19 protein-coding genes, 1 other RNA gene and 1 other annotated feature are annotated in these 25,171 nt (G+C 40.5%); of the genes, 5 read left to right on the forward strand and 15 right to left on the reverse strand.

The window, feature by feature from the left end; all coding sequences use genetic code 11:
- Nucleotides 1-19 precede the first annotated feature (19 nt).
- Complete coding sequence (locus tag K9B36_RS13850) at nucleotides 20-1,288, forward strand: replication-associated recombination protein A (protein ID WP_223702841.1); 1,269 nt, start codon at nucleotides 20-22, stop codon at nucleotides 1,286-1,288.
- 160 nt (nucleotides 1,289-1,448) lie between these two features.
- Here the strand turns inward: K9B36_RS13850 and K9B36_RS13855 are convergent, their stop codons facing one another.
- Both K9B36_RS13855 and K9B36_RS13860 read right to left on the reverse strand, forming a co-directional pair.
- Entirely contained in the window at nucleotides 1,449-1,814 is a 366-nt protein-coding gene (locus K9B36_RS13855; RefSeq protein WP_223702843.1) for a hypothetical protein, read from the reverse strand.
- Nucleotides 1,815-2,240: 426 nt separating this feature from the next.
- Complete coding sequence (locus tag K9B36_RS13860) at nucleotides 2,241-2,390, reverse strand: hypothetical protein (protein ID WP_088090641.1); 150 nt, start codon at nucleotides 2,388-2,390, stop codon at nucleotides 2,241-2,243.
- Nucleotides 2,391-2,798: 408 nt separating this feature from the next.
- Here K9B36_RS13860 and K9B36_RS13865 point away from each other — a divergent pair, with 408 nt between their 5' ends.
- Nucleotides 2,799-3,473: an RsfA family transcriptional regulator gene (locus K9B36_RS13865; RefSeq protein WP_223702845.1), complete on the forward strand. Its 675-nt coding sequence runs from the start codon at nucleotides 2,799-2,801 to the stop codon at nucleotides 3,471-3,473.
- 47 nt (nucleotides 3,474-3,520) lie between these two features.
- Here K9B36_RS13865 and K9B36_RS13870 read toward each other — a convergent pair whose 3' ends face one another.
- Nucleotides 3,521-4,288: a tRNA threonylcarbamoyladenosine dehydratase gene (locus K9B36_RS13870; protein ID WP_223702846.1), complete on the reverse strand. Its 768-nt coding sequence runs from the start codon at nucleotides 4,286-4,288 to the stop codon at nucleotides 3,521-3,523.
- Between the two features lie 233 nt (nucleotides 4,289-4,521).
- On the opposite strand from K9B36_RS13870, the gene K9B36_RS13875 reads away from it, so the two are divergent.
- On the forward strand, nucleotides 4,522-4,872 hold the full coding sequence (locus K9B36_RS13875) for a sunset domain-containing protein (protein ID WP_223702848.1): 351 nt from the start codon (nucleotides 4,522-4,524) through the stop codon (nucleotides 4,870-4,872).
- Nucleotides 4,873-4,992: 120 nt separating this feature from the next.
- Here K9B36_RS13875 and ssrS read toward each other — a convergent pair.
- The 4 genes from ssrS to K9B36_RS13895 all read right to left on the reverse strand — a co-directional run bounded on the left by ssrS (nucleotide 4,993) and on the right by K9B36_RS13895 (nucleotide 9,018).
- Nucleotides 4,993-5,183, reverse strand: a non-coding RNA gene (gene ssrS, locus K9B36_RS13880) — 6S RNA.
- A 65-nt stretch (nucleotides 5,184-5,248) separates the two neighbouring features.
- Nucleotides 5,249-7,021, reverse strand: coding sequence for an aspartate--tRNA ligase (gene aspS / locus K9B36_RS13885; protein WP_223702850.1), 1,773 nt, complete (start codon nucleotides 7,019-7,021; stop codon nucleotides 5,249-5,251).
- A complete protein-coding gene (hisS, locus tag K9B36_RS13890) occupies nucleotides 7,018-8,304 on the reverse strand; it encodes a histidine--tRNA ligase (RefSeq protein ID WP_223702852.1) in 1,287 nt (428 codons plus the stop codon). The genes aspS and hisS overlap by 4 nt, the downstream gene beginning before the upstream one ends.
- Nucleotides 8,305-8,429: 125 nt before the next feature.
- Nucleotides 8,430-8,704: a binding site (T-box leader), on the reverse strand.
- A 131-nt stretch (nucleotides 8,705-8,835) separates the two neighbouring features.
- Nucleotides 8,836-9,018 carry an RNA polymerase subunit sigma-70 gene (locus K9B36_RS13895; RefSeq protein ID WP_223702854.1) on the reverse strand — a complete coding sequence of 61 codons (183 nt, stop codon included), beginning with the start codon at nucleotides 9,016-9,018 and terminating at the stop codon, nucleotides 8,836-8,838.
- A gap of 141 nt (nucleotides 9,019-9,159) precedes the next feature.
- Here K9B36_RS13895 and K9B36_RS13900 point away from each other — a divergent pair, with 141 nt between their 5' ends.
- Nucleotides 9,160-10,926: an SH3 domain-containing protein gene (locus K9B36_RS13900; RefSeq protein WP_223702856.1), complete on the forward strand. Its 1,767-nt coding sequence runs from the start codon at nucleotides 9,160-9,162 to the stop codon at nucleotides 10,924-10,926.
- Between the two features lie 335 nt (nucleotides 10,927-11,261).
- Here the strand turns inward: K9B36_RS13900 and dtd are convergent, their stop codons facing one another.
- From dtd to K9B36_RS13940, 8 genes are all read right to left on the reverse strand, one after another.
- Nucleotides 11,262-11,705 carry a D-aminoacyl-tRNA deacylase gene (gene dtd, locus K9B36_RS13905; protein ID WP_223702858.1) on the reverse strand — a complete coding sequence of 148 codons (444 nt, stop codon included), beginning with the start codon at nucleotides 11,703-11,705 and terminating at the stop codon, nucleotides 11,262-11,264.
- Nucleotides 11,706-11,721: 16 nt separating this feature from the next.
- The gene (locus K9B36_RS13910; RefSeq protein WP_223702861.1) at nucleotides 11,722-13,920 is read right to left on the reverse strand and encodes a RelA/SpoT family protein; all 2,199 of its coding nucleotides are present in this window, start codon (nucleotides 13,918-13,920) and stop codon (nucleotides 11,722-11,724) included.
- A 2,239-nt stretch (nucleotides 13,921-16,159) separates the two neighbouring features.
- Nucleotides 16,160-16,672, reverse strand: coding sequence for an adenine phosphoribosyltransferase (locus K9B36_RS13915; RefSeq protein ID WP_223702864.1), 513 nt, complete (start codon nucleotides 16,670-16,672; stop codon nucleotides 16,160-16,162).
- A 14-nt stretch (nucleotides 16,673-16,686) separates the two neighbouring features.
- Nucleotides 16,687-19,032 (reverse strand): single-stranded-DNA-specific exonuclease RecJ, encoded by a 2,346-nt coding sequence (gene recJ / locus K9B36_RS13920; protein WP_223702866.1) that lies wholly within the window; start codon nucleotides 19,030-19,032, stop codon nucleotides 16,687-16,689.
- Nucleotides 19,033-19,152: 120 nt separating this feature from the next.
- Nucleotides 19,153-19,452, reverse strand: a complete 300-nt coding sequence (locus K9B36_RS13925; protein WP_223702868.1) for a LapA family protein — start codon at nucleotides 19,450-19,452, stop codon at nucleotides 19,153-19,155.
- 27 nt (nucleotides 19,453-19,479) lie between these two features.
- A complete protein-coding gene (locus tag K9B36_RS13930; RefSeq protein ID WP_223702870.1) occupies nucleotides 19,480-20,373 on the reverse strand; it encodes a cation diffusion facilitator family transporter in 894 nt (297 codons plus the stop codon).
- A gap of 108 nt (nucleotides 20,374-20,481) precedes the next feature.
- Nucleotides 20,482-22,731 (reverse strand): protein translocase subunit SecDF, encoded by a 2,250-nt coding sequence (gene secDF / locus K9B36_RS13935; protein WP_223702873.1) that lies wholly within the window; start codon nucleotides 22,729-22,731, stop codon nucleotides 20,482-20,484.
- 244 nt (nucleotides 22,732-22,975) lie between these two features.
- Nucleotides 22,976-23,254: a post-transcriptional regulator gene (locus K9B36_RS13940; protein ID WP_223702875.1), complete on the reverse strand. Its 279-nt coding sequence runs from the start codon at nucleotides 23,252-23,254 to the stop codon at nucleotides 22,976-22,978.
- Between the two features lie 158 nt (nucleotides 23,255-23,412).
- Between K9B36_RS13940 and spoVB the strand changes: the two genes are divergently transcribed.
- Nucleotides 23,413-24,963: a stage V sporulation protein B gene (spoVB, locus tag K9B36_RS13945; protein WP_223702876.1), complete on the forward strand. Its 1,551-nt coding sequence runs from the start codon at nucleotides 23,413-23,415 to the stop codon at nucleotides 24,961-24,963.
- Nucleotides 24,964-25,171 lie beyond the last annotated feature (208 nt).

Raw genomic sequence — 25,171 nt, forward strand, 5'->3', positions numbered from 1 at the left:
AGGATGGTGATATTTTTTTATGAGTAAAAAACCTTTGGCTTATCGTATGAGGCCAAGAACTATAGAAGAAATGGTTGGGCAGGAGCACCTTGTTGGGGAAGGAAAGATCATCCAAAGAATGGTTAAAGCTAAACATCTTTCCTCGATGATTCTCTACGGACCGCCTGGAATAGGAAAAACTAGCATTGCAACCGCTATTGCGGGAAGTACACAGTATGCTTTTCGCAGCTTAAATGCAGTAGTTCATAATAAAAAAGACATGGAAATTGTTGCTCAAGAGGCAAAAATGTCCGGTAAAGTTATTCTTATATTAGACGAAGTACATCGTTTGGATAAAGCAAAGCAAGATTTCCTGCTGCCACATTTGGAAAGCGGTAGCATCACCTTGATTGGTGCCACAACCAGCAACCCTTATCATGCCATTAACCCCGCGATCAGAAGTAGATGTCAAATTTTTGAACTTCATCCGTTATCTGTCGAGGAAATCAAAGCAGTCATCGAGCAGGCCCGTCATGATGTTGATCGAGGACTAGGTAACTATCATGTAAGATTGGAACCTGATGCTTTAGAGCATTTTGCTAATGGCTGTGGAGGAGACGTCCGTTCCGCATTAAATGCATTGGAGCTTGCGGTGCTTTCCACAACAGCTAATGAGCAAAATGAGGTTGTGATAGATAGGAAAACTGCCGAAGAGTGTTTACAAAAAAAGAGCTTTTACCATGATAAAGATGGAGACGGTCACTATGATGTTCTTTCGGCTTTTCAAAAATCAATCCGGGGAAGTGACGTGGATGCTGCACTTCATTATTTAGGTAGACTGATAGAAGCCGGAGATCTTGTGAGTATTGCAAGACGTTTGCTTGTCATTGCCTACGAAGACATTAGTTTAGCCAATCCACAAGCCGGTGCCCGGACACTTGCTGCCATTGAAGCAGCTGAACGACTAGGATTCCCGGAAGCTCGGATCCCTTTAGCCAATGCAGTGATTGAACTATGTTTATCTCCTAAGTCAAACTCAGCTTATAAAGCATTAGATGAAGCTTTGGCAGATATCCGAAAAGGCATCGTCGGAGATGTTCCAGCGCATCTTAAGGATGCCCATTATAAAGGGGCCGCATCACTAGGTCGAGGCCTTGATTACCTTTATCCCCATGATTACCCATCAGGATGGGTTGCACAGCAATATCTACCTGATAAGCTCAAGCACAAATCATACTACAAACCAAAAGGAACCAGTAAATTTGAAACAACATTGGCTCAGGTTTATGAAAAAACCAAAAAGAAATGAAATGCACTTCTCTGAATTTCCAAGAACTAAAAAGCCTTAACCAACACATTCGAGTTTTTGCTTTACGCAATTTCGAACGCAGTGGTTAAGGTTTTTCTATTAACTATTTATACAGGTAAAGTACCGGAATATCATACATACTATGTTTTTCTGTCTTTGCTTACTTACCTTGCAACAAAATTATTTCTTTAGCTTCTACTTCTCTAGCTTTATTTTTTTCAATGTTGGTTTCTTCTGTTAATACGATTTGAACTTTATCTTCCTCCAACAAGTCGGTAAAATATAAACTGTTTCCGTCCTTATCTGTAATACTTGTTATGTCCGTTACTTTTACTTCACATAATTCCTTCTCTGTTGTCTGACTACTTGCCCACCAAGGCTTTTTAAATGCCCATGAACAATCTACGTAAAAACTATTTTCTTCTATAATTTGTATCGAGGTTAATTCAAAAGAAGTTATTTTAACCGTTGAGTTACATCCAACCAAAATAATAATTATTAGAAAATAGATTATTATCAACCTCATTTGCTAACCTCCTCTTTATAAGGAATACTTTAGTAAACTGTCCTTTTCTGGCATAACTTACAAATTCAAGATGTAAAATATAAAAAGAGCGCATATCCTTGTTGTTCCAGGAAAGCGCTCGATAATTGAATAACCAGAAAAATGATTATAATAATTCTTTAAGTTTTCTACAAACCTCGTTAATTCCAATATGTGTAGTATCTATAATAATATCAGACCTTATTTCTATTAACGGTAATACTTTTTCAAAACTATCTAAAACCAGTCCCTACTCCAGATAACCATGTAAGAAAAATTATTGCCATAATGAGCCTCAAATTAGATATCATATTTTTAAACCAATCGGAATTTTCATTATCAATTTAAAAAAGAACTTCGAATAAGAAAAACATAGGGAGATTTAGTCTTCCTATGTTTTCATTCATATTATTTATCTGTTTGTTTTTGCTTCTTTTTCAAATACTCCGCACGTATTTTTTCAAGTTGTTGCTTTTTATCAAATTTAGCAGGTGTCTGTTTTTCATGAAACTTTGTCACAGCTACCTTACCTTTGGTATCCAATTGATATTTCCCCACTTTGTTCACCTACTTTTCTTGTTTTTAAAGAGAATCTATTCAACAAATATAATATACCTTATCTCAAATTCGCAAATTAACTTCTGAAGATTCCCAGTCTTATTCAATTGAATGGCCCGATTGTGGAATATATGATAATCCATCTTCCACCTTGCTTTTCACATACCTAGCACCTCTTCCCCTTCATGGACTATCCACCCCTCTTTTTATATGTCGGAGATCTGCTACTCAAAGGTGGGAAATCAAGAAGCTTTCGATTTACTATACGATGAAACTTGAACATTATAGCCCTTGGATCTAGACATTTGCAAAAAACTTCAAAAGAACAAATTCTCTTAAAATAGTATAAAAGCCATCCAAGAAGGTAACGATGGTAAAAAAACGTTCGTTTTAAAGGAGTGTCGTTTAATGAAAGTGCGTCAGGATGCATGGTCACATGAGGATGATTTATTACTAGCAGAAACTGTATTACGATACATAAGAGATGGTGGAACCCAGCTTGCAGCATTTGAGGAAGTAGGAGATAAGTTGAACCGTACATCGGCTGCCTGTGGCTTTCGATGGAATGCAGAAGTCCGAAAAAAATATGAGCCAACGGTGGCTATCGCAAAGAAACAGCGGAAAGAGCGCAAGCGTGCCTTGGACAAACAAAAAAAAGAACAACAAGCGGCGGCTCAACCCTTGCAAAGAACAAAGCCCCAACTGCAACTGGAATGGCTTCCTGCACCTGCAACTTCTTCTTTACCTTTACATAAAACTAATGCAGACTCCTACCATTTAGAGGTGGGTGAAGAGACTTCATATGAACCGCTTCCACAAAATAAAGATTCCATTACGCTAGACGATTGCATTCAATACCTACAAACCTATAAACGTGAATTGCAATCAGAACAAGGTCTTAAACTGGAAAACGAACGGTTATTACAAGAAAATGTAATGTTAAAAAGAAAGCAGCAAGCTTTAAAAGAACAGCTTCGGAAGATGGAAGAACAACAAAGTATCATTAATGACGATTACGAAATGCTCGTCCAAATTATGGACCGTGCAAGAAAAATGACTGCTCTACATGACGAGGTAATGTAAAAAGAGGATGGTCCAGAGCAATTGTGCTCTAAGCCATCCTCTTATCATTATTGTTTTCCGCCGACTCTTTGAATAGATATATCCTTTAATAGATCATTAATTACATATCCACCAAGAATTAGGCCAGCTACCGATGGAACAAACGCGTTAGAAGAAGGTGGCATTTTCGCTTTACGAATTTCAGCCTTATCGTTTCCTACGGTTTTCCTTACTTCTTCACGAATTATAATAGGACTTTCATCCGAAAACACAACCTTGATACCACGGTGAATGCCTTCTTTTCGAAGTCTTGTCCGAATGACTTTTGCAATCGGATCTGTATGCGTTTTGGAGATATCTTCCATTTTAAATCGCGTTGGATCTGTTTTGTTAGCCGCTCCCATACTTGATACAATCGGAATCTTACGCTTAAGACATTCTTTCATCAGATGAATTTTATAAGAAATGGTATCTGATGCATCTATAACATAATCCGGTTTATAGCTGAAAAATTCTTCATATGTTTCATCTGTATAGAACATTTTTAAAGAAATAACTTCACAATCCGGGTTAATATCTTCAATACGGGCTTTCATTAGATCTGCTTTAGGTTTCCCTACAGTGGACATTAACGCATGTATTTGACGATTAACATTTGTAATATCTACATCGTCTTTGTCTACAAGGATAAGACGGCCAACTCCAGAGCGTGCTAAAGCCTCCGCAGAAAAGGACCCTACGCCCCCAATACCAAGTACAGCAACCGTACTGTTCTTTAAAATATCTAATCCTTCTTTACCTATTGCTAGTTCGTTTCTTGAAAACTGATGTAACATTCCTATCAACTCCATTTATCTCTTATCACATAGTCTTTTTAGTCTTTGTAAAGATTGTACCCGAAATCGAATATATCATACTTCATAGGAAATGCAAGTAGTCTTATAGGAATTTCTAATTAATGACGAAAAGGTTTATCTCCCATATTATAAAGGGAATAGTAGTTGGATATGTTTATATATATTCACTAATAAGATTTAATTAAACATGCACTAAAGAAAGTGGGATTATTATGCTGAAAATCTTCTTAAGGCTCTTTTCCTTTCTTTTCCTCTTAATAGGTGGATTGGTAACAATCCTAAAGCTGAATAACAAAAACCGGCAGATGCTTGATAAAGAAAGGCTTACCTTTCAAGTTAGGCAAACATTAGGAGCCGTTTCTTCCACTTTAGAAGCTAACAAAAACAACCATTCTGATTCTGAACCGGAAGAGTTCCTACTAATTAAAGGAAATAAGAATGCACGTGGAGAGCTAATTTACCATGTACCTGGTGGAGCATTTTATGAGAGAACTAACCCTGTGGAGCTGTTTAGAACCGAGGAAGAAGCACTTCAAAAAGGGTATCGTAAATCTTCTAGGTAGCAGCTATAAAAAGCTGTCTTTCTCAAGAGGCAAGTCAAAGCAAAGAAAGTAAAATACTAATTAAACTTAAAAAACCAACATTCTAAATTTAGAATGTTGGTTTTTACTTCCGTTATGTAAGCAAGTCCCAATTGTGCCGTCGTTGATGCCTTCGTTTTGAACCCGCTAACTGCAGGTGGGTGCTCTGTTTCATGCATTTGTACGTCCTCAAGACAAAGGAGGCATGTACGCAGCAACGAAAACTCTGAGCTCCCGTATAATCTATTGTTCGGTCAAAACAATAGGTTATACGACGAACACATCAGGACTTACTCTTGCTTGAAAATATAATAACACATGCATTTTTCGTTTGCAAGGTCACTTCGTATAGGAAAATCTACTCTTTTTTGACAGCAAGCGACAAGTGTAATTCATCTAATTGCCCGCCTGCAACAGGGCTTGGCGCCTGTGTTAAAATACAGCTCGCACTTGCTGTTTTAGGAAACGCTATCGTGTCTCGAAGATTTGTTCTTCCAGCTAACAGCATAACCAATCGGTCCAATCCAAGGGCAATACCGCCATGTGGAGGTGTTCCATATTCAAATGCTTCGAGTAAGAAACCAAACTGCTCTATTGCCTCTTCTTTTGTAAAACCAAGCACTTCAAACATCTTCTCTTGAATGTCACGCTCATAAATCCGTAAAGAACCTCCACCTAGCTCATATCCATTTAATACCAGGTCATACGCTTGTGCACGAACTTCACCTGGATTTGTATCTAGTAAAGCTAGGTCTTCACGGACAGGCATTGTGAACGGATGATGGGCTGCAAAGTATCTGCCTTCTTCCTCGCCGTATTCAAGCAATGGCCAGTCCGTCACCCATAGGAAGTTAAATTTGGATTCATCAATCAATCCAAGCTCTTTTCCAAGCTTCATACGTAATGCTCCAAGTGCATCGGCAACGACTGATTTTTTATCAGCTACAAATAACAGAAGATCTCCCTCCGCCGCATCCAATATTTGAATAAAGCTTTGCTGTTCTTCTTCGTTAAAGAATTTAGCGATTGGACCTTTTAGGCCATCACTTTCTACTTTTAACCAAGCGAGGCCTTTTGCACCGTATACAGATACGAATTCTGTCAGAGCATCAATATCCTTGCGGGAATAGTTGCTTGCCGCCCCTTTAACATTGATTCCTTTTACTTGGCCACCGTTCGCAACGGCTCCAGTAAAGACTTTGAATCCACACTCTTTCACTTGCTCGGAAAGATCTACTAGCTCCATTTCAAAGCGTGTATCAGGCTTATCCGAACCATAACGATCCATTGCTTCTTGATAGGTCATTCGCGGGAAGGAAGCTGGAACATCTACCCCTTTTGTATTCTTCATCACCATCGCCATCATATCTTCCATCATACTAATAATTTCTTCTTGAGAAAGAAAGGATGTTTCTATGTCCACTTGCGTGAATTCCGGTTGACGATCAGCACGTAAATCCTCATCACGGAAGCAGCGAGCAATTTGGTAATAACGCTCTACCCCAGATACCATCAGCAATTGTTTAAAAATCTGTGGTGATTGCGGTAATGCGTAGAACTCTCCTGGATGTACACGGCTTGGAACTAGATAGTCACGCGCTCCCTCTGGCGTGCTTTTTGTTAAAATCGGTGTTTCAATTTCCATAAACTGCTGGTCGTTTAAAAATTCTCTTATGGATTTTGTCACTTCATGACGCATTTTTAAGGTGTCAAACATAACCGGTCTGCGAAGATCCAAATAACGATACTTTAAGCGAACATCTTCACTTACTTCTGTTTTGTTATCTAAAACGAATGGCGGTGTTTTTGCAGCGTTTAATACTTCGATTACGTCTGCCTGTACTTCAATTCCACCTGTAGTCATTTTACGGTTTACCGTTGCAGCCTCACGTGCAACCACTTTCCCTTTGATGTACAGTACATATTCGTTACGAACATGCTCAGCAGTTTTTAATGCTTCTGGAGAGACATCAGGGTTAAACACGATTTGAACCAATCCTGTTCGATCTCGCAGGTCTAGGAAAATAAGGCCGCCAAGGTCGCGTCGTTTTTGGACCCACCCTTTAAGCTCGATTATTTCACCAATGGATGATTCCGGAACTTCCCCACAAAAATACGTTCTACCTGTCATATAGATCTCTCCCCACTTTTCTTTTCAGATATATAAGTTGTTACTTCTTCTAATGCAATTTCCTTCTGCTCGCCGGTTGCCATTTCTTTTACTGAAACGACACCTTTTTGAAGCTCATCATCTCCAAAGACAATGGTGTACTTTGCCTGAAGACGGTCTGCAGCTTTAAATTGTGCTTTTAGCTTTTTGTCTTGGTAATCTTTTTCAGCTACAATTCCTGCTTTTCTTAAATCAAACAAAAGCTTTACTGCCGTTTCTTTTGCCTGGTCACCTAATGCAACCACATAGCAATCAATTGCTTCATCCGTTGGAAAATCCACATTCTCTGCTTCCATCGCAGAGAGTAACCGCTCAATACTCAAAGCAAATCCGATACCAGGTGTTTCAGGCCCGCCAATTTCCTGAACAAGACCGTTATACCTTCCTCCACCACATAAGGTTGTAATAGCACCGAAACCTTCCGAAGTACTCATTATTTCAAATGCAGTGTGGTAGTAATAGTCAAGTCCTCGGACAAGGTTGGGATCAATTTCATAGCTGATACCTAGAGCGGAAAGATAAGCTACTACTTTATCAAAATAAGCTTTCGATTCATCATTTAAATATTCCAAAATAGAAGGAGCAGTTGCCATAAGTTCATGGTCGCGATCTTTCTTGCAATCTAAAATCCTTAGTGGATTTTTTTCCAATCTTCCTTGGCAATCACTGCAGAATTCATTGATACGAGGCTGGAAGTGTTGAATCAATGCATCACGGTGTGCCTGACGGCTTTCTTTATCTCCAAGACTGTTAATAACTACTTTCAGGTTTTTCAACCCTAAACTTTTATATAGTTCCACTGCTAATGCGATTACTTCTGCATCAATGGATGGATCATTACTGCCTAGAGCCTCGACTCCGAACTGAACAAACTGACGAAAGCGTCCAGCCTGTGGGCGTTCATAACGAAACATCGGGCCGACGTAATAAAGTTTAGTAGGCTGATTAGGTGAGCCGAACATTTTATTGTCTACAAAAGAGCGTACCGTAGACGCTGTACCCTCTGGGCGTAATGTAAGACTTCTGCCCCCACGATCCTCAAAGGTATACATCTCCTTTTGCACCACATCCGTCGTCTCCCCGACACCCCTAAGAAATAACTCAGTACTCTCAAAAATCGGCGTTCTTATCTCCTTATAATTATAAAGCTGACAAATCTCCTTCGCCTTCGCTTCAATATACTGCCACTTCTCCACAGTCCCAGGCAAAATATCCTGAGTTCCACGCGGTATCTGTATTGCCATAATCGGTTCCTCCTTTAATTTCCAAAAGGGGTCTGCCCCCTTTTACCTTTTATTACCATTTATAGTTCACAATCTATTCTTCCGTTAATACAAAAAACTCCCGCCCCTTGCTTAACTTATGTTAAACAAGGGACGAGAGTTATCTCCCGTGGTGCCACCCTAATTGAAGCATGCTAGAATAGCCTATTGAGCTATATGCTTCCACTTAAGCAGTTAACGCCTGCAACGTCCTTCTCCTAGTAGAACGGGTCTGCTATCTTCAAAGAGCAACCAGTTTTTTCAGAGTGGATCCTACGGAGTGTTCATTCATTAAGATTTCATGGGGAAATGCTTTCAGCCTAGGACATTTCTTCTCTTTCCATGATGTTTCTTAATTACTATTCTCCATCATTGGTATGTTTGTATGAAGCCATTGAAGGCTTGTAATATGTACTACTAGCTATACTAACCTATTGTTGCTTAGGTGTAAGCTAAGACCTTGTAAGTAGATACTTGCTAGTATATATAGATTAGAAAGCAGTTGTCAAGGTTTTATTCTATTCGATTTAAGTGTTTTTTCATTACCTTAACGTCTCGCATTGTAATACCAAATTCAGAAGCCAATTCAACGTAGGTTGAGTCTTTTTCTTTTTCGATAAAATCGTGAAAGCTTACACCAAAAACATCTCTACCTCTACTTCCATATGCTTGATTGTTTTTATCACTAAATTTCATAAGTAGTCGCCCCTTTTTCTATTCGCTAATCCTTATCCTTCCCTTTTTCATAAGAAAACTTTCATCAGTAGCAGGATTTTTTGGCTTTGTTGTAGAAATAGGGTGGTTGTGATTAATCTTCAGATCTAGGAGGCATAACTATTGCATCAAAAATTACATATTTTTATTATCGGACTTTTTCTATTTTCTACGTTTATTACTTTCTTTAACACCTCGACTGCCTATGCAAATAGAACAATTGAGGTAGCAACGGATGTACTTAATGTACGTGAGAAACCTGATGCAAATTCCAGTATCATTTCCAAAGTAGTACGAGGGGAAACCTATCCTGTTATCAGTACCCAAGGAGAATGGTTGAAAATCCAGGTTAGTGACAGTAAATCTGGCTGGGTTGCATCCTTCCTAGTATCAGATAACAATCAGCCCCACTCTTCTCCAAGTGTTACGGAAGCATCTGAAGTTCAAGTATTAACAGATGATTTGCGGGTACGTTCCGGTCCTGGAACCAATTTTTCTGTGACAGGCTTTATTCATAGTACAGATGAAGTTAGGTATGTGGACGAAAATGAAAATTGGATCAAAATTAGGGCTAATGGGATAGACGGCTGGGTTTCTAAAGAATTTATCAGGATTCAAGAGAAAGATCCAAATGAGACGGAAGATCCACCTACATCTCAACCGGAACCTGATGACCCACAAACAGCAACGATTACTACTAACGGCCTTAACGTTCGTAGCGAACCCACTACACAAAGTGAAGTGCTCGATTCTCTGTCGGAAGGAAAAGTTGTCTTAGTACTAGAGCAAAAATTAAATTGGTTAAAAATTTCTTATGATCAGAAAACCGGATGGATTCATCAAGATTATGCAAAAATAGACAACCAAAGTTCTAATAGCACGTCATCAAATGAGACTAATTCAAGTGCTATCATTTCTGTTTCCGGATTAAATGTCCGTAGTGACCCGAGTTTTAGCGGAAAAGTTATCGGCCAGGTTCTTCAAGGGGAAGAAGTGACAATAGTAAGTGAAAAAAATAACTGGTGTGAAATTGAATACGAAAGCGGGGAAACTGGTTGGGTAGCAGGCTGGTTTCTTGCTAAAAAACCTTTGTCTGTTGACTCTTCCTCACTTGATGGCGAAGGTACTGTCCTTATCCTTGAAGATGGCACAAATATCCGAAGTGAGGCTGCCACATCCGCTAAAGTTATTTATCGGGCTGCGGAAGGTCAATCCTTCCCGATTATTGGTGTAGAAAATAACTGGTATCAAATTCAACTGCAAGACGGCACGAAGGCCTATGTAGCCGGGTGGATCGTTACAACAAAAGGAAAAGCACCTACCTTCACTCGTGCTGGAGCAGAGCAATATCTATTGAATAAGGTTATTGTAATAGACCCGGGTCATGGTGGAAAAGATGTAGGAGCCATTGGTGCACAGGGAACCTATGAAAAGGATATTACCCTACGAACCTCGAGGTTGCTGCAGGATAAACTGAAAGCTGCTGGAGCTACAGTCTATTTAACAAGGCAAAACGACACCTTTGTCAGTCTGCCAGTTAGAGCACAAACTGCTAATCACCATCACGCAGATGTATTTTTAAGTCTTCATTATGATAGTATTGATGATTCAAGTGTGACTGGAACCACAACGTACTATTATGACGCTGCAGATAAGAGGCTAGCAAATCATGTTCATCAATCTCTTATACAGTTCACTAACTTACGTGACCGTAATGTACGTCAGGAAAATTACCTTGTTTTAAGGGAGAGTCTCCAACCGTCCCTATTACTTGAACTTGGTTATATAAGTAATCGCGGGGAAGAACTTACCGTACTGACGAGTGAATTCCAAGAACGTGCATCCACTGCCATTTATCAAGGATTGGCGCAGTATTTTAGAGATAGATAAGAACAAAAGCGCAAGGCGCCCGCTTAGAGACGTACAAACTGGACTGAGCCGTATGAGATAAAGGAAACACGAAGAGCGCTAGCGATTCGATGTTGAGCTTATCGTAAGGAGGCGAGGGAAGTTTGATAGTCTCTGGCGCCTGGAGCTGGACGCTGCTTACTTTTGAATAAATTATCCACAAACGAAACTTTATATAATTTCCTAAACCATAAAAAAGTGCCGGCAGTAAATTAGTCGGCACTTTTATCTTCTATCCATATATTCTAATTAAACTCTTCACAATTTTAAAAAATGCATGCTGCACAAACTAAGCAGCATGCATTTTCTCATTCAAGTTACTTACTTTCCACAATCAAGGTAACAGGGCCATCATTAATAAAATCAACTTCCATCATGGCGCCGAATTTCCCAGTTTCCACCTTACCTACTCCTTTTTCAAGAAGCTTCTCGTTAAACGCATTATAAATACGTTCCGCATGGTCAGGTTTTGCTGCAGCCATAAAATTCGGACGCCTTCCTTTTCTACAGTCACCATACAATGTAAACTGTGAAACAGATAAAATTCCACCCTTGACGTCCAATAAGGATAAGTTCATTTTTTCGTTCTCATCTTCAAATATCCGTAAATTTACTATTTTATCAGCAACATAGATGGCATCTTCTACTGAATCTTCATGTGTAACGGCAACAAGGAGCATTAATCCCTTATCTATACTGCCGACCACTTCATTATCTACTCGAACTTCCGCTCTTTTTGCCCGTTGCAATACAACTTTCATTCTCCAAAACCCTCACTTATTGCATAATTCGTCGCACTGAATAGATTTCAGGAACTTGCTTAATCCGCTCTACGACTTTTTGCAGGTGACTGATATTATGAATCGCAATAGCCATATTGATGGTGGCCATTTTATTGCGGTCCGATCTACCTGAAACAGCGTTAATGTCAGTTTTAGTCTCGTTAACTGCCTGTAGCACTTCATTCAGAAGACCTCGGCGATCATAGCCAGTGATTTCAATTTCTACATTATACTCCCGGCTATCTTTAATATCACCTTCCCACTCGACCTCAATTATGCGGTCATTCATTCCTTCTGCAACAACGTTTGCACAATCTAATCGGTGAACGGAGACTCCACGCCCTCTTGTGATAAACCCGACAATTTCATCGCCTGGTACAGGATTACAGCACCTTGAGAGACGTACTAAAAGGCTGTCTATACCCTGGACAACGACACCTGCGTCCTTCTTGTTTTTGACTGGAACAGTTTTCTTCTTCTCGGCATTTTCCGTAATGTCTGTTACCTGCTGCTCTAGATCACGTTTACGGCGCAGTTTTTCCGTTAAACGGTTTACCACCTGAAGTGCGGTAATACCACTATAGCCAACAGCTGCGAACATATCTTCTTCATTCATAAAATTAAACTTTTCCGCTACTCGATTGATGTTCTCGGAAGTTAACACTTCTTTTAGGTCGAAATCCATTGCCTTGATTTCTTTTTCTACAAGGTCCCGCCCTTTTTCAACATTTTCTTCACGACGCTGCTTTTTAAAGAATTGGCGAATTCTGTTCTTTGCCTGAGACGTTTGTGCTAATTTGAGCCAGTCCTGACTAGGTCCATAAGAATGTTTGGAGGTCAAAATCTCTATAATATCACCGGTTTTCAGCTTATAATCCAGTGTAACCATTTTTCCATTAACCTTGGCACCAATTGTCTTGTTCCCAATTTCCGAGTGAATACGGTAGGAAAAGTCAATAGGCACAGACCCAGATGGGAGTTCAATGACATCTCCTTTAGGTGTGAACACAAAGACCATATCCGAGAACAGATCAATTTTAAGAGATTCCATGAACTCTTCAGCATTGGTTGCATCGTTTTGCCATTCCAAAATCTCCCTGAACCAGGTGAGTTTATCTTCTAATGTTGAACGCTCATCCTCTTCCTTGCCTTCCTTATAAGCCCAATGTGCAGCAATTCCATATTCTGCAATTTGATGCATTTCCGATGTTCGTATCTGAACCTCAAGAGGATCTCCCTTTGGCCCCATGACCGTGGTATGGAGAGATTGATACATATTCGGTTTTGGCATCGCGATATAATCTTTAAAACGACCAGGCATAGGTTTCCAGCACGTGTGAATAATCCCAAGCACTGCATAGCAATCTTTAATGCTATCCACAATAATTCGGACAGCCAATAGATCGTATATCTCACTAAACTGCTTATTTTGCATCGCCATTTTACGGTAAATGCTATAAATGTGCTTTGGCCGACCGGAAAGCTCCGCCTCGATACTAACCTCCGCAAGGCGTTCTGTTACCTCACCCATTACCTCTTTAATATAAAGTTCACGCTCCGCACGTTTTCGCTTCATTAAATTAACGATGCGGTAATATTGCTGAGGATTAAGATAACGTAGTGCTGTGTCTTCCAATTCCCATTTAATTTTCGATATCCCTAAACGGTGTGCAAGTGGAGCAAAGATTTCTAATGTTTCATTGGAAATCCGGCGCTGCTTTTCTTGGGGAAGATGCTTTAATGTCCTCATATTATGCAGACGATCAGCTAGCTTAATTAAAATAACGCGAATGTCCTGAGCCATTGCAACAAACATTTTTCGGTGATTTTCTGCTTGCTGCTCTTCCTGGGATTTGTATTTAATTTTCCCAAGCTTTGTCACTCCGTCCACCAGCATGGCCACTTCTAAATTAAAAGCTTCTTTTATTTCATCCATCGTAATGGCGGTGTCTTCTACCACATCATGAAGAAATCCAGCAGCAATGGTAGCCGGATCTAAATCAAGGTCAACAAGTATCCCTGCGACCTGTATTGGATGTATAATATAAGGCTCTCCAGACTTACGATACTGTTCTGCATGAGCATTTTTAGCAAACTCATAAGCCTTTTCTAAAAATACGATATCCTCGCTCTTCAAATAGCGCCTCGCATTATCTATCACTTGGTCTGCAGTTAACACTTGCTCATTTGCCATATTTCTACTCACCTTTTGACTTTCTTATTATTTGTAGGAAAACTTGAACCGTTCCAAGTTTAGTTAATTAATTATGTTGTAATTATTATCGTGAATATTTAAGGAGATGTAAAGGGTTTAGGTAGTAAAAATAAAGATTTGTCGACATATTTTTCAGGAACCTCTGTAAATTTTATACTTTTTTCGTTGGTAACCCTGTGTTTTATATGGAAATACTTTATATATTGGAATTTTCCTAACTTGAGCATGGGGCGAAACCTTTATATACTACTCTGCTAATAGGTAGGGTACTGAATTAACTCCCTGTTCCTTTCCGTTGCAGGTGCTCGCTTTCCGCGGGGCGGTGCGGGAGCCTCCTCGGCTGCGCCTGTGGGGTCTCCCGTCTACCGCTATCGCCCGCAGGAGTCGAGCACCTTCCACTCCAATACACAGGGGGGAATACTTTATATTTTAGGGTATTTTCAAGTTTAAATTATGATGGGAATTCTCTAAGCACTACCCTGTTAATAGGTAGGTTACTTCTGAATCTCCCTGTTCCTTTCCGTTTCTGGTGCTCGCTTTTCGCGGGGCGGTGCAGGAGCCTCCTCGGCTACGCCTGTGGGGTCTCCTGTCTACCGTTATCTCCCGCTGGAGTCGAGCACCTTCCACTCCACTACACAGGGGGGAATACTTTATATTTTAGGGTATTTTCAAGTTTAAATTATGATGGGAATTCTCTAAGCACTACCCTGTTAATAGGTAGGTTACTTCTGAATCTCCCTGTTCCTTTCCGTTTCAGGTGCTCGCTTTTCGCGGGGCGGTGCAGGAGTCTCCTTCGGCTGCGCCTGCGGGGTCTCCTGCCTACCGCTATCTCCCGCTGGAGTCGAGCACCTTCCACTCCAATCCACAGGGTGGGATACTTTATAGATTAGGAAGTTTTCAAGTTTGATCATGTGGCTAAATCTCTAAGTACTCCCCTGATATAGGTAGGTTACCTCTGAATCTCCCTGTTCAATTCCGTTTCAGGTGCTCGCTTTCCGCGGGGCGGTGCAGGAGCCTCCTCGGCTACGCCTGTGGGGTCTCCTGTCTACCGTTATCTCCCGCTGGAGTCGAGCACCTTCCACTCCAATGCACAGGGTGGGATACTTTATATATTAGGAAGTTTTCAAGTTTGATCATGTTGCGAAATCTCTAAGTACTCCCCTGATATAGGTAGGTTACCTCTGAATCTCCCTGTTCAATTCCGTTTCAGGTGCTCGCTTTCCGCGGGGCGGTGCAGGAGCCTCCTCGGCTACGCCTGTGGGGTCTCCTGTCTACCGATATCTACCGCTGGAGTCGAGCACCTTCCTCTCCAATGCACAGGGTGGGATACGTTATATATTAGGAAGTTTTCAAGTTTGATCATGTAGCGAAATCTCTAAGTACTCCCCTGATATAGGTCGGTTACCTCTGAATCTCCCTGTTCAATTCCGTTTCAGGTGCTCGCTTTCCGCGGGGCGGTGCAGGAGCCTCCTCGGCTACGCCTGTGGGGTCTCCTGTCTACCGTTATCTCCCGCTGGAGTCGAGCACCTTCCACTCCAATCCACAGGGGGAAATTCTTTATAGATTATGACCTTTTCAACATTCTTGACAACTTATGCTACTCTGAAACCGTATAGGGGACTACTATAGTTCTAGCTACTTCTAGCTGTTGATCGGAACGAAAGGCGGAGACTCCTGCGGGAGGTAGTGGAAGCCGCTGAAAAAGTACATAATTTTAGGTTTGGGTTAAACTCCGCTGTTACTTTCCGCAAATGGCTTCGCTTTCCGCGGGGCGACCTTGAGCCTCCTCGGGCTATGCCCTGCGGGGTCTCAAGCTTGTCGCTACTCCCCCGCTGGAGTCTACGCCATTTGCTCCAATCCACAGCTAGAAGCCACCCAAATCTATATGTTTTCAGTTTTTCAGTGGCCTCGAGGTAGTGCTTAGGGAAGACCCCGCAGGCGTTAGCCGAGGAGGCTTCCCAAGCGCCCCGCGGACGCGAAGCCTTGCGTGGAGATCAACAGCGGTCAATGAAGCAGACACCTTAATTAATCGTTTGGCAGGAACCTACCTCAATCCACGACTCCTACTAAAAATGGACACTTGTAACATGCGAAAGAGCAGCATCCATTTCTAAAAACCTAGCTGTTAATCGGAAAGAAAGGCGCAAACTCCTGCTGGTAATACTCACAGATATAAGAAAACTAGAGCAAGGTTTAGTTGCTCTAGCTTGTGTGAATTTTAGTATTTCATTAGTGTTAATATATCAAAATCGTCTAGTTTGCTACGTCCATCTAAATAGGTTAGTTCAATTAGGAATGCGATCCCTGCTACTACCCCGCCTAGCTCCTGAACAAGTTTAATGGTTGCTTCAATTGTTCCGCCCGTTGCTAGCAGGTCGTCTGTAATCAGGACACGCTGCCCTGGCTTGATTGCATCTTTGTGGATGGTTAACACATCTTTACCGTATTCTAATCCGTATTCTACTCTGGCAACTTCACGTGGAAGCTTTCCTTCTTTACGAACTGGTGCAAAACCTACACCTAAAGAATAGGCAACCGGACAACCAATAATAAATCCACGAGCCTCTGGTCCAACAATTAGGTCAATTTCTCTTTCACGAGCATATTCCACAATTTGGTCTGTCGCATAACGATACGCATCGCCATTATCCATTAATGTAGTAATATCCTTAAATTGTATACCTGGTTTTGGCCAGTCGGGAACAATTGTAATATATTTCTTTAAATCCATCTTCTTTTTTCCTCCTATGAATGAACAGTGCTCTTTTTGGTTAGATGCTGATCAAACCACTCTTTTAATTGTTTGTAAGACGAGTATAAAAACAAGTTTTCAAGCATCAGTTGCTGCTGTTTTTGAACAAATGTAGCAGACTCTTCAAAGTCTCGTTTATTGGCAGCATGGTTTAATGCGATAAAGCCCTTGTCTATTGTAACAAATTCTAATTCAAAAAACACCTGTGACATAAAATCTATCGTTTCTTTTGACCAACCGCGGTGCTTCGCGATTTCTTCTGCATACCTTTTCAGATCAAATGGACCCTTTTTGGTTAAAAAGCCATAGTACCATTTAAAGTGATCTCTCGTTGGTATGGTTGAGAAATAATGGTTTTCTTTTTGATAGAATGATGCATAGATGCGAGAAGGGGATGTTCTCTGCAAGAGTTCCGCTAATGTTTTTTCTTCATTGGGAATGTCTAATAGAACTACATATTTCCCTTCTAAATCTATTTCTGTACCTTGTACTACATGATTAAGGTATGGAATGAACTCTTCCCCTACCTTCAAATCTTCTATAGTGCTAGTGTTAAAAAACAGTATTTGTAGTTTCTTTTTATCTATTCCTTGTAATGCTTGATTTAACTGTTTAGTGGAGCGAATATCAAATAGCTGCCAACCTGCTACACGTATATCTTTCAAAAAGAGTTGCGGCTTTCTGAAATTATTCCATTCATTAATGGCAAGTTCCCCTAATATATCTAGAGAAGCAATTGGAGAAATATGATGGTAAGTTGGACCAAAACCAAAGCCAACACAATCGATGGAATTTCCATCCTTTTCTATTACAAGCTTTAGATGATTATTTTTGTTTCCTATTTGACGAATTTGTTGTGGAAACGCCTCTTTTACCAAGACTCTTGGTTTTGGATTTGCCACTCCATAAGGTGCGAGCTTTTCTAACTGTTCAATCGTTTCAATGGTTACTTCATCTAGTTCACACTCAATATCTACCTCTGTGATAGGTGTGAAATCTTCTTCTGTAAGCACTTCATTTGCGATCATGTTCATTCGTTTTCGCAACTCTTCCACATCTTCTATCTTTAATGTCATCCCTGCCGCCATTGGGTGTCCACCGAAGTGTGGCAGAATATCACGGCAGGAGGATAGATGTTCAAAGAGGTCAAAACCAATAATAGACCGAGCAGATCCTTTAGCAAGTCCTTTTTCTTCATCTAGGCTTAGTACAATGGTAGGACGATAAAAGCGATCAACGAGCCTTGATGCCACAATCCCAATAACTCCAGCGTTCCAATTGTGACCTGCTACAATTATAAAGGAGTTTTCGTCTGGCGGATAATTTTCCTCCACCTGTTGGATGGCTTCTTCTGCAATTTGTGTAACGATCTGTTGTCTTTCTTTATTGCAGACTTCCATTTCTTCAGCAAGTTCCTTCGCTTCTTTTGCATCCTCTGTCATTAATAAGTGAACAGCAGGATCTGCGCTATCAAGTCTACCTACCGCATTGATTCTCGGACCAATGGAAAAACCGATTGTTTCTTCTGTAATAGTATGGGCTTCTACTCCACATTTATGAAGCAAGGCCATTAAACCGACTCTAGTCGTTTGCCTCATTTTTTTTATGCCTTTAGAAGCTAATAATCGATTTTCGTCTACAAGAGGCACAAGGTCAGCAATGGTTCCTATTGCTGCAATTTCCAGTAAATGCACTGGGTTCTTCCCTAAAAGCGCATGAGCAACCTTATAGGCAACACCTACTCCTGCTAACTCTTTAAAAGGATAAGAACATGTTTCTTTTTTAGGATGAATAATACCAAACGCCTCAGGTAATACTGGTCCTGGTTCATGGTGGTCTGTAATAATTAAATCAAGGCCTATTTCTTTAGCAATCGTTGCTTCATGGAGAGCTGATATACCTGTATCCACCGTGATAATTACCGTGTAGCCACTCTCTTTCGCATGCCTGAAAGCCGCTTCATTCGGTCCATAACCTTCTGTAAAACGGTTAGGTATATAAAAGTCTACTAAAGCGCCCTTTTCACGGAGTGCTGTCATCATTACCGTAGTACTGCTTACGCCATCCGCATCATAATCTCCGTAAACTAGTATCTTTTCGTTCTTTTCTATTGCCAGTTCAATTCTCTGAACGACTTTTTCCATATCTTCCAATAGAAATGGATCATGAAACTCTTTATCATCTGTATTCAGAAAATCCTTTGCCTGTTCAAGGTTATCCATTCCCCTATTAACTAATAGAGAAGCGATTAGTGGTGCTATATTTAAAGATTCAGCTAGATGCTGTACAGTTTCAACATTAGGTTTATTAATATTCCAGCGTGATTTAGAAGCTAACAATGTAATTCCTCCCTTAGCCTACCCTATTATACTAGAGTGTGAGAAACCCATCAATATGAGCTATAGTTTTATCACTAGGAAAGAAGACTTTAATTAGGCAAAACAGAAAAACACCGACCATCAAGGTCCGTGCTTTTCATCTAGCTTATTCAAGTTTTCATCTTGAGGTTTATCTGATTTGTTAGGTCCTTCTGGTTGTTTATGATGCATTTTTCTCTTTAGCAGTACTACTTGATATACACCAATTGAACCGGCTATCACAATTCCCATCAGGGTGGAAAATAAGATAACTAAAACCAAGGGCCACTCTCCTGTTCCGAAGAAAAAGTTCACTTCAACAGGAGCAACATTCAGTACAGCAAATATTGCAATGATTATTGTAAAAATAAAGCCGGCTAACAGATACCACTGACTTTTCATCTACGTAACCTCCCCCCTAAACAATATCTATGCATCCGAATAAGGATTTATATGTACCATCACATCTCGGACATCTTTATTTTCTAGTAACTTAGCCTTTACCTTTTTGCCAATCAAATGTCCTGCCTCTACAGTGATATAGGGATCAACAGATATCTTTAAATCGACAATAACATAGTGACCATGCTCACGTGCATGCAATTCATCTAGTTTTAATACTCCAGGAACGGCAACAACCACATTTCTTAACTCTTCTGTGTCCTCTTCGTGCATCACATGATCCATTGTATTGTGGATAGATTCTGAGCCAAGCTGCCAAGCGATTTTAATAATAATTGCAGCTACAAATAATCCGGCAACAGGATCTAGGTAAACCAGCCAATCCACTCCAATGTTTTCTCCAATGATAGCACCACTGATACCAATAAGCGCTGCAAATGATGAAAATACATCAGATCGGTGCTCGTACGCATTAACTATGATAGCGTCGCTCTTTATTTTCTTTCCCAAATTATACTTATAGCGAAACATCGCTTCTTTGACAATGATGGAGATTATGACTGCATAAATTGCCATCACTTTCGGTGCTTCAAGCGGTTCAAAGAAGGCTCCAACAGAAGACTTTCCTATTTCAAAACCAACAATTAGCAATAGTACCGCGACAATGATGGCTGCAATATTCTCTGCCTTACCATGGCCATATGGATGGTCTTCATCTGGTGGTTGCTTGGCTGCTTTTAGTCCTACATATACCGCCATTGATCCTGCAACATCTGATGCTGAATGTACTGCATCAGCAACAAGGGCCCGGCTATTAGCGACTACCCCAACCCAACCTTTAAGAATCGCTAATATAATATTACCAAACACCCCAACCAAGGCTGCAAACTCTGCTTTTTTGAAACGCTCGTTATTTTCCATAACTTACACCTCTCTTTTCATTTCACCTTATTATACCCGATTACAGGGAAATTCTAGGATGATTAATGAAAAATGTCACAGAATATAAATTCTGTGACATTTATGCCTTTACACCTCTGGTTCAGGGTCTTCCACTGGTGCTTTTTTTACTTTCATCAATTGCTTATGTTTCCATATCAACCATAACTGTGCTGCAATGAATAGAGAAGAATAGGTTCCCACTACAAGCCCCACTAGTAATGCGATAGAAAAGTTAGTAATTGATTCACTACCAAATACCATTAACGCCAATACCGCAAATACGACCGTAATGACAGTGTATATGGAACGAACAAAAGTTTGCTGTAAGCTCTTATTTACCACCTCTGCTAAATCTTCGAAGGTTTTCACTTTCTTTTTCTTCTTCAGATTTTCCCGGATTCGGTCAAAGGTAACGATGGTATCATTTATCGAATAACCGACAATCGTCAAGACAGCCGCAATGAAGGTGATATCCACCTCTAATCGAACAAGACTGAAGAATGCTACTATGAAGAATGCATCATGAAACAGTGCCACGATCGCAGCTAATGCAAACAGCCATTCAAAACGTATCGTTACGTAAATAATAATTCCGACCGCAGCAATCAAGATTGCAAAGAACGCGTTTCTCGCCAATTCCTGTCCGACTGTCGGAGAAACGGTGCTCACATTTGGTTCAGAACCATATCGCTCAGCAATACCAGATTTAATCTCGGCAATCTCTTCTTGTGAAAAGTCCTCAAGATATCTTGCTACCGCAATTTCATTATTTGCACCTGCAAGCACAATGTCCTTCGGAGCGTAACCCATTGAATCCAGCTCCTCTGTAACCTCTTGAGCTGTGAGCGAAGTTTCAGATAGGACCTCCACTCGTGTACCACTGGCAAAATCAATTCCTAAATTCAATCTGAAGGTTACAAGCACAATAATCCCCAATGTAATCAAAACACCAGATAGAATAAAGAATTTTTTCCGGTGCTTTACAAAATCCACATTTTCATATTTATTAGGAGGCTCGGTAAATTCATCCGTTTGATTTATATCAAGTACCTCTTCTTTTTTAACTCCGAATAAATGTGGCTTGTTATTCATATATCGACTGCTTACCCACAACCCTAACAGCATACGTGTACCAAATACAGCCGTTAAAAAGCTTAAAAGAATACTGACAATCAACATCGTAGCAAAGCCCTGGACAGAGCTAGTCCCATAGACGAACATGACAGTTGCCGCTAGCAGGGTAGTAATGTTGGCATCAAGTATAGTGGATAGCGAGTTTCGATTACCTGCTCGGAAAGCCGACATTGGAGATTTTCCAAGCTTTAATTCTTCCTTTATCCGTTCATAGGTAATGATGTTGGCGTCCACGGCCATCCCCACACCTAGAATTAGAGCGGCAATACCTGGTAGGGTGAGTACCCCATTCATCATTTTGAAAACCCAAAGAATTAAGAATATATACGAACTTAGCGTTACGACTGCGACTAAACCAGGTAAGCGGTAAACAACAAGCATAAATATTAAGATAACACTTATCCCAATTATTCCTGCAAGCACCGTTTTTTGCAATGCTGTTTCTCCAAACTTTGCCCCAACAGAAGTGGAGTAGATTTCTTCCAATTCAACCGGTAAGGAGCCAGCGTTTAAAAGGTCGGCAAGTTCTTTAGCGGATTCAACCGAAAAATTCCCACCTTGAATTTGGACATCCGTTGTATTGAAAACTTCCCCTACTGTTGCAGCAGAAAGATATTTAGGGTTCGGCTTTTGAGATTCCTCTGCATAAGAGTCTACTCCCTCTTCAAAATCCAGCCAAATAACCATCATATTCTGCGGATACATGTCAACAATTTGACGGGTTACCTCTCTAAATTGCTCTGCAGATCTTAATTTAAGCGCAACACTCGGTCTGTTGGATTCGTCAAAGGACTGAGTTGCTCCTCCTTCTGCAAGTGAAGAACCATCCATCAATTCATTGTCATTCACATCTCGGAAAGTTAATTTTGCTTCAGTCGATAAAAGCTCACGAGCATTAGATTGATCTTCCACCCCAGCAAGCTGAACTCGGATGCGATCATCGCCTTCAATTTGAATATTAGGTTCACTTACACCTAAAACATTCACACGTTTATTTAGTGCACTTACCGTACTGACGAGTGTTTCCCTATCAATAACCGAATCATCATTAATTGCTGTTACTTCATAAAGAATTTCAAAACCGCCTTGAAGATCAAGGCCTAGCTTTATATCTTTTGTTATGGGATTGGTGAAGACTCCTATTACACTTCCGACTAAAACCAGAAGTAAAAAGAAAGCCACAATCCGTCCTCTTTTAACCACAATAAATCCTCCTTCTGCTTTTACAACGGGTGTGTTTTTTTCTGTTACTGAAATACTGAACTTGGCATTAAAACGGAGCTTCTTTAAGTTTATATGTAATAAAAAGTGCAGATTAGTTTAATTAAGACTGTTTTCGCATTTATTTTTTTTGCGAAAAAACTTATTAAAAAAGTCAATATTCTGCCATCATGTACCATTATGAGTTAACTTTTTCCTACTGTCAATTGTAGCTTTGGTATAAGTTCTAAACCTTTTGGCTTTCAAAAAAGTTCGGTGCTTTATAAGCTTCTATTGTGATGTAGCTCATATAATCAGTAATCGAAAGGCTGTAAATATCATTCACAAGGTGATGAAGCATCTTTGTTTCGGGACGCTTCCATTTTTTCCTTGTCAAACACTCCCAAAGCTCTTCTTCTGTTACAGTACTATGGCCAAAAAGCTGAAACTCCTCGAGCTTGCTCCGTAAAACAGGCGTTAGGTCGCTTCGGAAAAGATCATAAGCGTGATGTTCTTTCTCTATCATTACTTTTACCTCCATTCAAATTTAACACACTTCTAACTTTTCTTTAATGATTGTTCTTTCCCTAGAGTTACGACGAATTCCTTGTCATGCTTGGCCTATGTACAAGCATATAGATAATTGTATACGATATAACGTTAATTGAGAAGGCAGGTTATCGCATGACAAAGCAAACCTTTTTAAGGGGAACGTTGATACTTATAATTGCAGGATTTATCACCCGGATACTTGGGTTTATTAATCGCATTGTTGTAGCAAGGTTTATAGGCGAGGAAGGCGTAGGCCTTTATATGATGGCGGTGCCGACGCTGGTTCTTACCATTACCATCACACAATTGGGATTACCTGTTGCCATTTCCAAGCTTGTCGCAGAGGCGGAAGCACAAGGCAACCATAGAAAAGTTAAAAAGATATTAGTGGTTTCCCTTGCCACTACCGGAGCACTTAGTGTAATTTTCACTCCAGCTATGATTCTCTTAGCTCCTTATTTATCCAACCATCTCTTCACGGATCCAAGAACCTATTATCCACTGCTTGCCATTGCACCTGTCGTGCCAATCATTGCAATATCCTCTGTACTGCGGGGCTATTTCCAAGGTAAGCAAAACATGAAGCCTTCCGCTATCTCCCAGGTAATTGAGCAAGTAGTACGTATCTCACTTGTTGCCGTTTGTACAAAAGCACTTCTTCCCTACGGAATCGAATTTGCCGCTGCAGGTGCAATGATATCTGCTGTCGTAGGAGAATTAATGTCGCTGCTTTATATGCTATTTGCATTTAAAAATAAAAAGAAATTCCGCTTACGGGCAAAATTCTTTCATTATGTAGGAGAGGGCAAGGAAACCTTTCATGACTTAATGCGCATTGCGCTCCCTACAACAGGCAGCAGAATGATCGGCTCGATTGCGTGGTTTTTTGAACCAATTGTTGTGGCACAAAGCTTAGCCATTGCCGGAGTTGCCACTTCACTAGCAACTAAGCAATATGGTGAGCTTGTGGGGTTTGCCCTGCCGCTTCTTATGCTGCCATCCTTTATTACTTATTCCTTATCGACAGCCCTAGTTCCTGCAATAAGTGAAGCAGCTGCGAAAAATAATATGATTCTTATCGAACATCGTCTCCAGCAAGCGTTACGTTTGTCTTTTGTCACAGGAGGAATAGCGGTTGTCCTTCTTTTTGTATTTGCTGACCCCATTATGTTATTCATGTACGGTAGCAGTAAGGCAGCTATATATATAAAAGTGCTGGCACCTTTCTTTCTCTTCTACTATTTTCAAGGACCACTTCAAGCTACCTTGCAAGCATTAGATTTAGCAAAGGCAGCGATGATTAACAGCTTTCTTGGGGCTCTGGTCAAAACAGCCGTAATTTTTCTACTTGCAAGCAAGCCTGCATTTGGTATCATGGGGGCGGCATTAGGCATTGTAATTGGGATGGTGCTTGTAACACTTTTGCATATGGCCACAATTATGAAAGTTTTGAGTTACAGTTTTTATGTGAGGGATTATATTAAAAGCTTTATCACGATGGGGATTTGTACTCTGAGTGGGAAGTGGATGTTTGACTACTTGTTGCTCGACATGTCGCTTGGTAAAAGGAGCGTACTTTTTATTATGCTGACTTGTTTGCTTTATGTTGTGCTGTTGTTAGTTTTTGGTTTAGTGAAGCGAGAAGAGTTAGCCCGCATTCCGTTTATTAAGAAATGGGTGTAATACTTGTGATTCTTGAAAGTTAGGGACGACAATGCTTTTAAGTGGAAATGCTCTACCTAGTGGATTAAGGGTTCGGCTATAGATCGCTGTTACTCTCCACCATAGGCTTCGCGTCCGCGGGGTGCTTGGGAAGCCTCCTCAGCTGCAATGCAGCCTGCGGGGTCTTCCCAAAGCACTATCTCCCGCTGGAGTCTCCTCCTTTCGTTCC

Source organism: Sutcliffiella deserti (assembly GCF_020037475.1).
Classification (GTDB): Bacteria; Bacillota; Bacilli; order Bacillales; family Bacillaceae_I; genus Sutcliffiella_A; species Sutcliffiella_A deserti.